The following is an 11,840-nucleotide window of genomic DNA, read 5'->3' on the forward strand; positions in this document are numbered from 1 at the left end:
TTCGCTCAATCGTCGCCGCGTGCCCAGGCTTCCTGTGTCTCGGCCATGAAATCCTCGAAACGGCCTTCGGCAATCGCCTTGCGAATGCCCTGCATCAGTTCTTGATAATAAGAAAGGTTGTTCCAGGATAACAGCATGCCACCCAAAGCCTCATTCGAGCGAACCAGGTGGTGCAGATAGGCGCGTGAATAATCCCGCGTTGCAGGGCAGCTGGACTGCTCATCCAGCGGGCGCACGTCTTCCGCGTGCTTGGCATTGCGGATGTTGACCTTGCCCTTGCGGGTAAATGCCAGTCCGTGGCGTCCCGAACGGGTCGGCATAACGCAGTCGAACATGTCAATGCCACGCGCAACCGATTTGATGATGTCGTCTGGCGTGCCGACGCCCATGAGGTAGCGAGGCTTTTCCGTTGGCAGGACAGGCAGCGTGATGTTCAACATATCCAGCATGACATGCTGCGGCTCGCCGACCGCAAGACCACCCACTGCATAGCCCTTGAGGTCCAGCTGCTTCAGTCCTTCGGCAGATCGAATGCGTAGCGCAGGCTGATCGCCGCCCTGCACAATGCCGAACATTGCCTTGCCCGGTTGGTTGCCAAAGGCAATTTTGCAGCGCTCCGCCCAACGAAGCGAAAGCTCCATGGCGCGCTCTATTTCCTTGGGTTCGGCTGGCAACGCCACGCATTCATCAAGCTGCATCTGGATATCGGAATCCAGTAGCCCCTGAATTTCGATGGAGCGTTCAGGCGACATGTGATGCAGCGAGCCATCGACATGGCTCTTGAAGGTCACGCCCTGTTCATCCAGCTTGCGAAGGCCGGACAGCGACATGACCTGGAAGCCACCGGAATCCGTCAGGATGGGTTCCGGCCAGCGGATCAGTTCGTGCAAGCCGCCAAGTCGCGCCACGCGCTCCGCACCGGGCCGCAACATCAGGTGATAGGTATTGCCGAGGATGATATCTGCGCCACCCTCACGCACTTGATCCAGATACATGGCCTTGACTGTGCCAACAGTGCCGACCGGCATGAAGGCGGGCGTGCGGATCGTCCCGCGCGGCATGCTGATTTCGCCGAGGCGCGCCTTGCCATCTGTTGCCTTCAGGGTGAACTGGAAAGTCTCGCTCATTGTGCATCGTTCCGGAAAAGCAGGCTGGAATCGCCATAGGAATAGAAGCGATAGCCCGTGGAAATCGCATGGGTGTAGGCGGCGCGCATGGTCTCAAAGCCTGCAAAGGCTGAAACCAGCATGAAGAGGGTCGAGCGCGGCAGGTGGAAGTTTGTCATCAGCGCGTCGATGGCCTTGAAGCGATAGCCCGGCGTGATGAAGATATCGGTTGCGCCGCTCCAGGCTTTCAAGCTGCCGTCTTCATTGGCGGCACTTTCCAGCAATCGCAGCGATGTCGTGCCAACTGAAACGATCCGCCCGCCACGGGCGCGCACTGCGTTCAATGCGGCCGCTGTTTCCGCCGAAACATAGCCAATTTCGGCGTGCATCTTGTGGTCTTGCGTGTCATCTGCCTTGACCGGCAGAAAGGTGCCTGCCCCCACATGAAGCGTCACGAAATGCCGTTCTATGCCGGCTGCGTCCAGGGCCTCAAAAAGCTCCGGCGTAAAATGAAGTCCGGCGGTCGGTGCTGCAACGGCACCTTCTTCCCGTGCGTAAATGGTCTGATAGTCCTTGCTGTCCTGCGCATCTTCCGGGCGCTTGGCGGCAATATAGGGCGGAAGCGGGATATGTCCGACCGCCATGATGGCCTCGTCAAGCGACGGGCCGGAAAGGTCGAAACGGAACGTAATATCACCGCCCTCGCCCTTTTCCTCGACCGTGGCATCGAGACTGCCCAGGGCACAGGTTTCTGCTGCGTGGCCGAAAGAGACCCGGTCGCCGATCTTCAGTCTTTTACCTGGCTTGGCGAAGGCCTGCCACGCATCCGGTGCCACGCGCATGTGAAGCGTGGCCGATACGCCTATATCCGGCGCGCCTTCGCGGTGACGAATGCCTTCCAGCTGCGCCGGAATGACCTTGGTATCGTTGAAAACGAGAGCATCTCCCGCCTTGAGGAACTTCGGCAAATCGCGGACGATTTGATCCGACAACACCTCTTCGCCGTGCGGCTGAACAAGCAGCAGCCTGGCGCTATCCCGCGGGTTGGCGGGGCGCAGCGCAATATTCTCTTCTGGCAGGTCGAAATCGAAAAGGTCTACACGCATTCGCTTGGATCGTTGTCGGTGTGGATGATGTTGCTAAAGCTTGCAAGACCGCTGATAGCGGCGCTTGAGCAAAAAGAAAAGCGCTCCAGCTCTGCCGGAGCGCTTCTCTGAGATTCCTGGCAAAGATCAGGCCGCGATATCGGCTGCAACCTTCATGGAAACGATGGAGTCAGGATCGGAAACCGGCTCGCCCTTCTTGATCTGGTCGATGATGTCCATTCCTTCGATCACCTGTCCCCAGACGGAATACTGCTTGTTCAGCCAGGGAGCATCCGTGAAGCAGATGAAGAACTGCGAGTTGGCAGAGTTCGGGCTCTGCGAGCGGGCCATGGAGCATGTGCCGCGAACATGCGGAACCGCCGAAAATTCAGCCTTTAGATCCGGCTTGTCGGAACCGCCCATGCCCGCACGGCCGGGGTTAAAGCTTTCGCCGCCCTTCTTGCCGAACTTCACGTCGCCCGTCTGTGCCATGAAGTCTGCGATGACGCGGTGGAAAACAACGCCGTCATACTGACCTTCGCGCGTCAGTTCCTTGATACGCTCAACATGGCCCGGTGCCAGATCCGGCATAAGGGAGATGACAACCTTACCCTTGGTGGTTTCCATGATGATGGTGTTTTCCGGATCCTTGATCTCGGCCATTTTCACTCTCCTTCTTTGCGGTTTCCCGCGCCTTATTTGCCAACCGTGACCTTGATCATCCGGTCGGGATCTGAAACCTCGCCGTTGCCGCCCTGGCCACGCTTGATCTTGTCGACATTTTCCATGCCCGAAACGACCTTGCCGATGACGGTATACTGGCCGTTCAGCGAAGGCGCATTGTCAAACATGATGAAAAATTGGGAATTGGCCGAATTCGGGTCCTGCGAGCGGGCCATCCCAACGATGCCACGCTCAAACGGAACCTTAGAGAATTCAGCCGGAATATTCGGAAGATCAGAACCGCCCATGCCGGCACGGCGGGGATCGTAGCCCTTGTTCAGATTGCCGAACTTCACATCGCCCGTTTGTGCCATGAAGCCATCAATGACCCTATGAAAGGCAACATTGTCGTACTTGCCTTCGGCAGCCAGTTTCTTGACCTGCGCCACATGCTTTGGCGCAATTTCTGGCATCAGTTGCACAACAACCGGACCGTCCTTCAGCTGGATGGTGAGGAAATCATCTGCGGCCGCCAGTGCCTGCGATGCAAAGGATGCAGCGGCAACAAGGCCAGCAAATGCAAGGGAAAGAAGCTTCATTGAATGAACTCCGTTTGATTGTATGACCACTCAGCTGGAAACTTTGTCGCTGAGTGCGTGTGCCACGACCTGTGGCACAAATTTGCTCACATCGCCGTTCATCTTCGCGATCTGGCGAACCAATGTGGCCGTTATGGGTCGCGAAGCTGGCTTTGCAGGCAGAAAGACGGTCTGCACATCCGGTGCCATTTCACCATTCATGCCCGCCATCTGCATCTCGTAATCGAAATCTGTAGCATCACGAAGTCCGCGGATAAGGAGCGTTGCGCCATGCTCGCGGGCGGCTTCCACCACAAGTCCCGAAAAAGATACGACATGGAGAACACCAGTCTTTTCAGACGCAACGCTGCTCAGTGCATCCCTGATCATCTGCGCGCGCTCGTCGAAGCTAAAGAGTGGTGTTTTGCCTGGATGGACGCCAATACCAACGATGACCTGCTCGGCAACATTCAGCGCCTGTAGCAAGATATCCATGTGACCATTGGTCATGGGATCGAATGATCCTGGGTAGAACGCAGTCCTCAAGCAAACCTCCGATGCGGTGTCCGCCTTGTGTCACGGACAGCACCATTTCGCAAGGCGGCACAGGTGAACGGCAAATGAATGCGGTGTTCAAGACCGTTTCATGCGGCGCGTGTTTTATTGCCACCATGCCCGATGAGCTGAACGAGTGGCGCTATCATCCGGCAAAAGGGAAAAACCATGCTGGCCGTACTGATCCTCTCTGCTGTCCTGATGTCTGTTGTTTTGGAATTGGCTTTGGAAATCGTACGCAGCGGCAACCTTTGGCAGAAACCTGAACGCCAGATGAACGGCGCTTTCAGGGTGGCTTCAGAGGATAAGGGTTAATTTTCTCTCATACTGGTGCGGAACCCGTTCGCGCCCCGCGCGTTCTGGAAACGAGAAGGAATTTGGAGATGTTCGCCAAGAAGAAAACGGCCATGCCGGATACGATCACTGTCATCAATCTGGTTTGGACGGCCGTGATCGCAGTCATGATGACTGCAACTGTGACTCTCTACCAAGACAAAAACGAGTCGAATGTCAGATACACACAGCTGACTGGTTCGACTTACGAGCAGCCCTATTACTAAGACATAGGGCTCCTTGATCGCAAAGGAGATGCCTATGTACGTTACTATGATTGCACTTGCTGGCCTTATCAGCACTATGTTTGTAGCGACTGTGGCATCTACTATCAGCGAGCTTCGCAGGGAGCAGGCAGGGCTTCGCGAATATGCCCGCCGTCACAGCGCTTTCTGAACAGCTTTGCGCATCAGGCAGCACCGTTGAATTCGAAAAGCCCCGGCAAAACCGGGGCTTCTCTCTTTTCAGCCATTCGACAGCGGGCTTACTTAGGCGTGATCAGCGTCACCCGGTCGCCGTTTGTATCTTCGGGGTTGAGGGATTTGTTGACGGCATAGACGCCGCCCTTCCCGTCAGCGACCACATGGTTGGCAAATGGCGCAACTTCCAGGTTCGCGACGATTTTGCCGTTGGCGTCAACAACCGTAACCGTGCCTGCATCGCGGCTGCTGACAAAGGCGTGCTTCGACTTCGGTTCGAACGCCACGTTGAGCGATCCAGCACCCACAGCCACATCGTGAAGAACTTCACCAGATTTTGCATCAAGGATCAGAAGGTTGTCGCTGCCCTGCCCGGCCACGAAGATGCGGTCATCGGCTGCGTCGTAAGCGACACCGATTGTGGACAAGCCACCCTTCACCGGAAATACCTTATCGTCCGCACGCGAGTGGGTGTCGATAACCGCTACTTCATTGGTGGAAAGGCTAACCGCGATCAGGCGCCCAGTTCTGGGGTCATAGTCAAGGCTGGCGGGGGAGAATTTTTCGCCACGTGCCTTTGACGTGATTTCAATGGAGTCGACCTTTTCCAGCGTCTTGGTGTTGAAGACAGCGATCTCCGGCACGCCAACCTGACTTACATAGGCGTAGCCTTTCGCCTCATCGATCTTCACGTCCCGCGCATGGGTCGCAAGACCTGGCTTGAACTGCTTCACAAGGGAAAGGTCAGACTGCTTGTAAACAGCAACAGTATCCTGGCGGGTATTGGTCACCCAGATGGTCCCGTTGGCATCGTCGATGCCAAGACCGTAAACGGCATAGACGCCGCCCTCAGGTGCATCCTGCGGCTTTACTCGTGCCACAACCTTCAGCGTCTCAGGATCAAGCTTCAAGATTTCCGAGTTCTTCACAGGCGGGCGACCGGCAGCCGAGGTCACGAATACCGCATTGCTCTTCTCGCTGTAACCGACCTGATAAAGGCCGGGCGAAAGCTTTTCTGAGGCAAGAACGAATTTATCCTGGCCCGACAGCGGAATTTTGGGGGAGATTTTTAGCTTCACGACATCCGCATAATAAGGAGAATCGGTTGTGACAATCAGTGGATAGGTTCCCACTGCCGCGTTTTCTGGCAGTTTGAACTTGGCGGTGAATTTGCCTTCAGCGTCCGCGGTAAAGGCGCCCTCGCCAACCTTCTCAGTGCCCTTCAACAACTGCACCTGCTGGCCGGGCTTGAAATTCTGTCCCTGCACTGAAACCTCGCCGCCTGCAATCAGCGGCTGGCCGCGCGTTGCAGGTCCCAGACGCACCTGGCCGCGATAATCCTTGTCGGGCTGCTCGAAGCTCTGCGCCATTGCCGTTCCAAGGCTCAGAGCCATAGCGCCAGCAAGAATGGCAAGACGCGCAACGCCCGCATTCAGGCCCAAGGTGCCGGATGGTTTTAGACTGCTCATGTAGCTTATCCTGTTGTTGGATGGTGAATGAAAAAGATGGGTGAATGAAGCGAGATGCTGTCAGGCGCGCATAGTGGCACCGCCATCAACATAGAGATCTGTCATGGTGATGTGGCTGGCCTGATCGGAAAGCAAAAAGACGACTGCTTGCGCAATGTCCTGCGGGGTCGCCAGCTTTTTCAGGGGAATGCCGATCTTGAACTGTTCGGGCAGCCCGGCGATGACGCGCTCCGCGCCCCGTTCATCCGCCCACATGCCCGTCTGCATGGGCGTGAGAGTGGAACCCGGAGCGACGATGTTGCAGCGAATGCCGTGGGGTGCGAGCTCCAGGCCGAGGCAGCGTGTAAACATGGTGGCCGCAGCCTTTGATGCCGCATAGGCCGCCATGGCGTGCCGGGGAATGCCCGCCGCATTGGAACTCACGGTCACCAGAACACCCGACCGTCGCGGCAGCATCACACGCGCAAGCGCCCGCGACACATGGAATACGCCATCGGTATTCACCGCGAAAACGTTTCTCCAGGTCGCATCGTCCGTTTCGGTCACAGTGGTTGTGGAGAGGATGCCGGCGACATTTATGCCAAGGCCAATGGGTCCAATAGTATTTTCCGCCTCTTCGATGACGGAATTCACCGCCGCACTGTCGCGCACATCCAGCACGCGACGGAACAATCGATCCTGCGGGTGGTGCTGCAGCCCGCTCAACAAATCTTCGCTGAAATCGGTCGCAACAACGGTGGCGCCGGAGCACAGCAGCACATCGACAACGGCCCTGCCGATGCCGCCGCCTGCCCCTGTCACGAAAGCCAGTTTTCCAGCTAGGCCTGTGAGTTGCATAAGGTCTCCTCAGTGATCATAGGCGGCAAGACGACGATCCAGCTCCGGTGCGATAACCGCTACGGCCTGAACAGAAGTCATTTGAGAATGGAGGCAGGGCACATCCACAACGTCGATCGAGCCCGCATAGGCGGCCCACAACTCGGGCCACAGGTCCTTGTCCTTATGGTCCAGAGCTGCACGGAAGTGAGTAAGAGGGCCCCGGAAAACCTGATGATAGTGGCCGCGCACCAACCGATTGGTGTCCATGACGGAGCGAACGACGCCATCGAGCACTGCTTCCGGCAGGCTGCCGAGTGTGCTGCCGCCCTGACGCAAGAATGACGTGACCTCATCGCGTGTCCGCAGCTCGTGATGCGCTTCCGGATCATAGCCGGCAATCGCCAACAGAGCACGAAGTGCTGCCGCCTCATCCGGCTCAGGTTCGGCGCGCCAGCAATCGCACGGATAGCTATCGAGAAGCGCCACCACACCGACCGTTCGCCCCCTTGATGCGAGTTCAACGGCAACTGCCTGCGCTAATATACCGCCAACGGACCAGCCCCCAATATGGATCGGTCCACTCCTCACCTTATCTTGCAGGATGTCCGCATAGGTCTTTGCTAGCGCTTGCAAATTCTCTGGCGCAGAGATCGCCATATCAAGCGTGGGTGATTGAATGCCGAAGACCTTTCGGTGCTTGCCCAAGGCCCGCGCGAGATGGCGATATCCCCACGCAATCCCACCCGCCGGGTGGATGAGGAAGAGAGGCGGCATCTGCGAAGGACCATCCGCCAATGCGATGAGTGGCCCAAGCCCCTGATCCATGGCTGCGCTTTCCAGTGCATGCGCGAGCTCGGTAATCACCGGATGCTCGAATATGGTGCCGAGGCCGGGGTCCTGCCCCAGCTCCTGCCTCAGTTGCAGGCACAGATGAACAGCCGAAAGGGAATCGCCACCGAGTGCGAAGAAATCCGCCTCGGGACCAGGCATTTCTTCGAGTTCAAGAATTTCTTGAAACAGGCGAGCAACCAGCTTTTCCGTCTCACCCTGCAAGGATCTGCCCTTTGCGAAATCCAAGGTGGGTGCTGGCAGCAATTTGCGGTCCAGCTTGCCATTGCTTGTCACCGGCAAAGCGTCCAGGCTCACAAAGGCAGAAGGCACCATGTAATCCGGCACCCGCTGTGCCACCGCCTGCCGCACACTCTGCGGATCGATGGAGTGATCCCCCACGAGGTAAGCGACAATGCGCTTGTCGCCGGGTCGATCCTCGCGCGCGAGAACCACCGTTTCTCGCACAAGCCCTGTGGCCATGATCACGGCTTCTATTTCACCAAGTTCTATGCGCAAGCCGCGAATTTTGACCTGATGATCGGAACGGCCAAGATAAACGACCGCGCCATCTTCTCGAAGACGGGCCAGATCGCCGGTCTTGTAGATGCGCTCTCCCGGCAAGAACGGATCCGACAGAAAGCGCTCCGCGGTCAGATCCGGCCTTCCGAGATAGCCGCGTGCCAATTGCACGCCGCCGAGATAGAGATTGCCGGGAACACCGCTCGGCAGCGGGTGCAGATTGTCATCCAGCACATAAAGCCGGGTGTTCCATACGGGCCAGCCGATGGGGAGCGGCGAGGATTGATCCTCCGGCGTTGCGGGCCAGAAGCTGACATCGACGGCGGCTTCCGTTGGGCCATAGAGGTTATGGAGTTCGCCGGATATCCGGCTGTGAAAGCGCTGCCGCTGATCGGCCGTCAGTTCCTCGCCGCTGCAGAAAACCCGCCTGACGTCCAGACCCTGCGTTTCCGGTGATGCCAGAAAGGCAGACAGCATGGAGGGCACGAAATGCAGCGTGGTAATCGCCTCGCGACGAATGAGCCCGGCGATTGCAACAGGATCACGATGAGCATTGGGCGGCGCGACAACCAGTGTCGCGCCCGACAAGGCGGCGAGGAAAAATTCCCAGACCGACACATCGAAGGTAGCAGGCGTTTTCTGGAGGATCCGGTCATCCGGTCCGAACCCGTAGTGCTGCCGCATCCATTCCAGGCGATTGACGATGGCCCGGTGCTCAATCATGACACCCTTCGGCTCGCCCGTCGAACCGGAGGTATAGATCACATAGGCGAGGTCTTGCTGCGTCGCGCGCGGCCAGTTCTGCTGCGAAACAGTCCCCGGCCAATCCTGTGGACTCAGGATCGGACGATCGAAAAGCTCCTGCTGATCCTTCCCGGCGAGAATGGTAACAGGCTGTGCGAGATCCAGAATGCGCGCAAGGCGATCCTTAGGGTGATCTGGATCGAGTGGCAGATAGGCTGCACCCGCCCTCAACACCGCGAAAAGCGCGATGATCAGATCGATAGACCGCGGCAGGGAGACGGCGACCAGCCTATCCCGTCCAGCACCCAGTTCTACCAGTAGCGAAGCAAGCGCTTCGCTTCGCCGGTCCAGCTCAGCATAGGTCACGCTTTCACCTTCGAACACGACAGCGACGCTCGACGCATGCTTGCGCATGGACGCTTCTAGGAGATCCGTCAGGGTTTCATCCGTGACCGCGTGCTTCGTTGCATTGGCCTCGAAGATGTAGCGTCTTTGTTCGCCGGGGCTGGCCAAGGCAATATCGGCGAGCCGCGCAGCGGAAAGCGCCGCCTCAAGATAGGCATGCAGCCGCTCGCTGTGGTTCTTCGTTTCAGCGATGGAGTAGAGGGCGGGATTGGTATCCACCTCCATCAGAAGGCTCTTTTTTGCGTCCCCACGGAAAGTGAACGTTATATCATCGACGGCCCCCGCCCCCATGATGTGAAGCCTTACGTCCAGACCAGAAAAATTCGGAGGAAGATCGAACGGCTGGATGTTGATCATCGGACCGAAGAGACGGCGATGTCCGCCCATCAGGCCAAGATCGCGCCGCACCTGCTCACTGCGATAGCGTCCGTGGCGTCGGCAGGCCATCAGCCGCTTTACCGCAAGCTTTGCAGCGTATCCCAGCGACATTTCATCCAGGTTCTCAAAACGCACAGGCAGCACATTCATCAGAGTGCAGGGCACACGGGCAGCCTTGCTGCCAAGCCTGCCCATGTGCGGGACGCCAGTGACAATTTCAGGCACCGAAGCAAAGCGCCGGCAGTAACTCGCAACGATGACCGTCAGCAGATCGGGCCAGGTGACACCCTCTTCCTGGGCGCGCCGGGACAGTTCCGAAAAGAGATCTGACGGAAGATCTATCGATTGCCTATTGAACACATGGCTGGAGATGGCGCGCCCGGAGGCAAGGCTGACAACCTCCGGCAGCTGCGCAAGCTCCTCTTTCCAGAAAAGCCTGTCTTTCTCGCGCTTTTCGTCGGAGGAATAGGCGGCATCTTCCGCGAATGCCGCCTGAAGCGGGCCGAAGGGTGTACCCGTGGAAGCTCCATGTTTGAGCGCAGAGTAAATTTCGCCCACCCGGTTTGTTATCAGCACGATGCCGTAACCATCAATGGCGAGATGATGGATGCGCTCGTACCAGACGTGATGTAGCGGGCCGAGCCGATACAGGGTGAAGGCCGCAATCGGGCCGCTTTCCAGTTTGACCGGCGTGGCTGTATCCTTGCGCATGTCCGCCAAAGCATCAGCCATCGGATCGGCACATCCACTCAGATCGATCACCTGAAGGCAAGGCTTGCTGTCGTGGGCAAGCTTCTGGACAGGGCCGAAAGGGGTATCCTCGAATGTCATGGAGAGGCACTCGGCCTCCACCACCATTTGGTCAAAAGCGGCCTGGAAGAGACGAAGGTCGAGATCACCGCACAACTCGACATATTGGCTGGCATTCAGGATCGGGTTGCTGCAATCCAATTGCTGCATGTACCAGAGGCCGGATTGAGCCTCCGTCAAGGGTATCTCGCCTGCGCGGGCTCCCGCAAAGACCGTCGAAATGCGCTTTGGTTCTGCGGTCATTTGGTTGCCCGCTTGGCCTCGATTGCACGCCACCAGCCTGCGAGCGTGAATTCTTCAGCAAACTCTCCGAAATCCAGATCGACGCCTGCTTCCTGCCAGGCGAGGATCAGGTTCATCAGCCGCATTGAATCCAGCCCCAGATCCATAAGGTTGTCTTCGAACCCGATATCCTCCGGGTTTTCATGAATGATGGCTGCAACATCAGCCCGCATGCTTTCCAGTGTAACGGTCATCATCAGCTCCTCAGCTATCCAGACGAGCCAGAATCGTATCGGTGGCCATCGGCACACCGCAGCGGCCAGCCACCCAATTCACCGCAAGATCGTGCTGATCGCGGCTGAAATCGGCCAACGCATCCGCAGCGAAGAAGGCTTCGATATCCCGTTGGAATGCCTCGGCGGCGGTCATCATGCAGCCTATATGGGCATAGATGCCGGTGACGATCAGTTGATCGCGCCCGCGCGCGCGCATCAGCGTTTCAAGATTGGACCGCTGGAAGGCGCTGTAGCGGTGCTTCACCAGCACGATGTCACCCGCTTGCGGTTCAAGCTCATCGATAATGGCCTGATGCTCCGGTGCGGAACTCATTCCCGGCCCCCAGAGATCGGCCTGGAGACCGCGATCCCGGCGATCCTGATCACCGTTTTGTGCCGTGTAAAAGACAGGAATGCCCGCTTTACGGCACGCCTCGATAAGCCGCGCAATATTGGCCGTTGCCGGGGTGATAGGCTCAGCTTCCGGCGTAAAGGCATCAACGAAATAGCGCTGCATATCATGCACAAGAAGGGCTGCACGACCCGGTTCCAGTTGCCACGGGCCCTTGGGAACCGGCAGCTCTTGCGCGGTCGGCAAGGCATAAGGTGCGATTTTCGGCAATGCCATT

The 11,840-nt window shown here is 57.8% G+C and carries 13 protein-coding genes; 3 read left to right on the top strand and 10 right to left on the bottom strand.

Features of this window, described 5'->3' with window-relative positions:
* Nucleotides 1-5 precede the first annotated feature (5 nt).
* From tgt to coaD, 5 genes are all read right to left on the bottom strand, one after another.
* On the bottom strand, nt 6-1,127 hold the full coding sequence (tgt, locus tag ACFSE1_RS02780; RefSeq protein WP_377396204.1) for a tRNA guanosine(34) transglycosylase Tgt: 1,122 nt from the start codon (nt 1,125-1,127) through the stop codon (nt 6-8).
* Complete coding sequence (queA, locus tag ACFSE1_RS02785) at nt 1,124-2,212, bottom strand: tRNA preQ1(34) S-adenosylmethionine ribosyltransferase-isomerase QueA (protein ID WP_377396207.1); 1,089 nt, start codon at nt 2,210-2,212, stop codon at nt 1,124-1,126. Before queA ends, tgt begins: the two co-directional genes overlap by 4 nt.
* Before the next feature lie 126 nt (nt 2,213-2,338).
* Complete coding sequence (locus tag ACFSE1_RS02790) at nt 2,339-2,854, bottom strand: peptidylprolyl isomerase (RefSeq protein WP_377396210.1); 516 nt, start codon at nt 2,852-2,854, stop codon at nt 2,339-2,341.
* 32 nt (nt 2,855-2,886) lie between these two features.
* Nucleotides 2,887-3,453, bottom strand: coding sequence for a peptidylprolyl isomerase (locus ACFSE1_RS02795; protein WP_377396213.1), 567 nt, complete (start codon nt 3,451-3,453; stop codon nt 2,887-2,889).
* A 30-nt stretch (nt 3,454-3,483) separates the two neighbouring features.
* Entirely contained in the window at nt 3,484-3,978 is a 495-nt protein-coding gene (gene coaD, locus ACFSE1_RS02800; protein WP_377396216.1) for a pantetheine-phosphate adenylyltransferase, read from the bottom strand.
* Nucleotides 3,979-4,155: 177 nt separating this feature from the next.
* Between coaD and ACFSE1_RS02805 the strand changes: the two genes are divergently transcribed.
* The 3 genes from ACFSE1_RS02805 to ACFSE1_RS02815 all read left to right on the top strand — a co-directional run bounded on the left by ACFSE1_RS02805 (nt 4,156) and on the right by ACFSE1_RS02815 (nt 4,716).
* Nucleotides 4,156-4,302, top strand: a complete 147-nt coding sequence (locus tag ACFSE1_RS02805) for a hypothetical protein (protein ID WP_377396219.1) — start codon at nt 4,156-4,158, stop codon at nt 4,300-4,302.
* A 68-nt stretch (nt 4,303-4,370) separates the two neighbouring features.
* Nucleotides 4,371-4,547: a hypothetical protein gene (locus ACFSE1_RS02810; protein WP_377396222.1), complete on the top strand. Its 177-nt coding sequence runs from the start codon at nt 4,371-4,373 to the stop codon at nt 4,545-4,547.
* 34 nt (nt 4,548-4,581) lie between these two features.
* Nucleotides 4,582-4,716 (top strand): hypothetical protein, encoded by a 135-nt coding sequence (locus ACFSE1_RS02815; RefSeq protein ID WP_377396225.1) that lies wholly within the window; start codon nt 4,582-4,584, stop codon nt 4,714-4,716.
* 88 nt (nt 4,717-4,804) lie between these two features.
* Here the strand turns inward: ACFSE1_RS02815 and ACFSE1_RS02820 are convergent, their stop codons facing one another.
* From ACFSE1_RS02820 to ACFSE1_RS02840, 5 genes are read right to left on the bottom strand one after another with little or no spacing between them, the layout of a single operon-like run.
* Nucleotides 4,805-6,208, bottom strand: coding sequence for a YncE family protein (locus ACFSE1_RS02820; RefSeq protein ID WP_377396228.1), 1,404 nt, complete (start codon nt 6,206-6,208; stop codon nt 4,805-4,807).
* Between the two features lie 60 nt (nt 6,209-6,268).
* Nucleotides 6,269-7,045 carry a 2,3-dihydro-2,3-dihydroxybenzoate dehydrogenase gene (locus ACFSE1_RS02825; RefSeq protein WP_377396231.1) on the bottom strand — a complete coding sequence of 259 codons (777 nt, stop codon included), beginning with the start codon at nt 7,043-7,045 and terminating at the stop codon, nt 6,269-6,271.
* Nucleotides 7,046-7,054: 9 nt separating this feature from the next.
* Entirely contained in the window at nt 7,055-10,957 is a 3,903-nt protein-coding gene (locus tag ACFSE1_RS02830) for an amino acid adenylation domain-containing protein (RefSeq protein ID WP_377396234.1), read from the bottom strand.
* Nucleotides 10,954-11,190 carry a phosphopantetheine-binding protein gene (locus tag ACFSE1_RS02835; RefSeq protein WP_377396237.1) on the bottom strand — a complete coding sequence of 79 codons (237 nt, stop codon included), beginning with the start codon at nt 11,188-11,190 and terminating at the stop codon, nt 10,954-10,956. The genes ACFSE1_RS02830 and ACFSE1_RS02835 overlap by 4 nt, the downstream gene beginning before the upstream one ends.
* 10 nt (nt 11,191-11,200) lie before the next feature.
* Complete coding sequence (locus ACFSE1_RS02840) at nt 11,201-11,839, bottom strand: isochorismatase family protein (RefSeq protein ID WP_377396240.1); 639 nt, start codon at nt 11,837-11,839, stop codon at nt 11,201-11,203.
* Nucleotide 11,840: the final 1 nt, after the last annotated feature.

This window comes from Affinirhizobium helianthi, from assembly GCF_042680945.1.
GTDB classification, from domain to species: Bacteria; Pseudomonadota; Alphaproteobacteria; order Rhizobiales; family Rhizobiaceae; genus Neorhizobium; species Neorhizobium helianthi.

What these genes read in the sequence shown, in the direction of transcription:
- ACFSE1_RS02830 (WP_377396234.1), bottom strand. Translation starts at nt 10,957, where the DNA reads ATGACCGCAGAACCAAAGCGCATTTCGACGGTCTTTGCGGGAGCCCGC.
- ACFSE1_RS02810 (WP_377396222.1), top strand. Translation starts at nt 4,371, where the DNA reads ATGTTCGCCAAGAAGAAAACGGCCATGCCGGATACGATCACTGTCATC.
- ACFSE1_RS02805 (WP_377396219.1), top strand. Translation starts at nt 4,156, where the DNA reads ATGCTGGCCGTACTGATCCTCTCTGCTGTCCTGATGTCTGTTGTTTTG.
- ACFSE1_RS02815 (WP_377396225.1), top strand. Translation starts at nt 4,582, where the DNA reads ATGTACGTTACTATGATTGCACTTGCTGGCCTTATCAGCACTATGTTT.
- ACFSE1_RS02795 (WP_377396213.1), bottom strand. Translation starts at nt 3,453, where the DNA reads ATGAAGCTTCTTTCCCTTGCATTTGCTGGCCTTGTTGCCGCTGCATCC.
- ACFSE1_RS02835 (WP_377396237.1), bottom strand. Translation starts at nt 11,190, where the DNA reads ATGACCGTTACACTGGAAAGCATGCGGGCTGATGTTGCAGCCATCATT.
- ACFSE1_RS02825 (WP_377396231.1), bottom strand. Translation starts at nt 7,045, where the DNA reads ATGCAACTCACAGGCCTAGCTGGAAAACTGGCTTTCGTGACAGGGGCA.
- queA (WP_377396207.1), bottom strand. Translation starts at nt 2,212, where the DNA reads ATGCGTGTAGACCTTTTCGATTTCGACCTGCCAGAAGAGAATATTGCG.
- ACFSE1_RS02820 (WP_377396228.1), bottom strand. Translation starts at nt 6,208, where the DNA reads ATGAGCAGTCTAAAACCATCCGGCACCTTGGGCCTGAATGCGGGCGTT.
- tgt (WP_377396204.1), bottom strand. Translation starts at nt 1,127, where the DNA reads ATGAGCGAGACTTTCCAGTTCACCCTGAAGGCAACAGATGGCAAGGCG.
- ACFSE1_RS02790 (WP_377396210.1), bottom strand. Translation starts at nt 2,854, where the DNA reads ATGGCCGAGATCAAGGATCCGGAAAACACCATCATCATGGAAACCACC.
- ACFSE1_RS02840 (WP_377396240.1), bottom strand. Translation starts at nt 11,839, where the DNA reads ATGGCATTGCCGAAAATCGCACCTTATGCCTTGCCGACCGCGCAAGAG.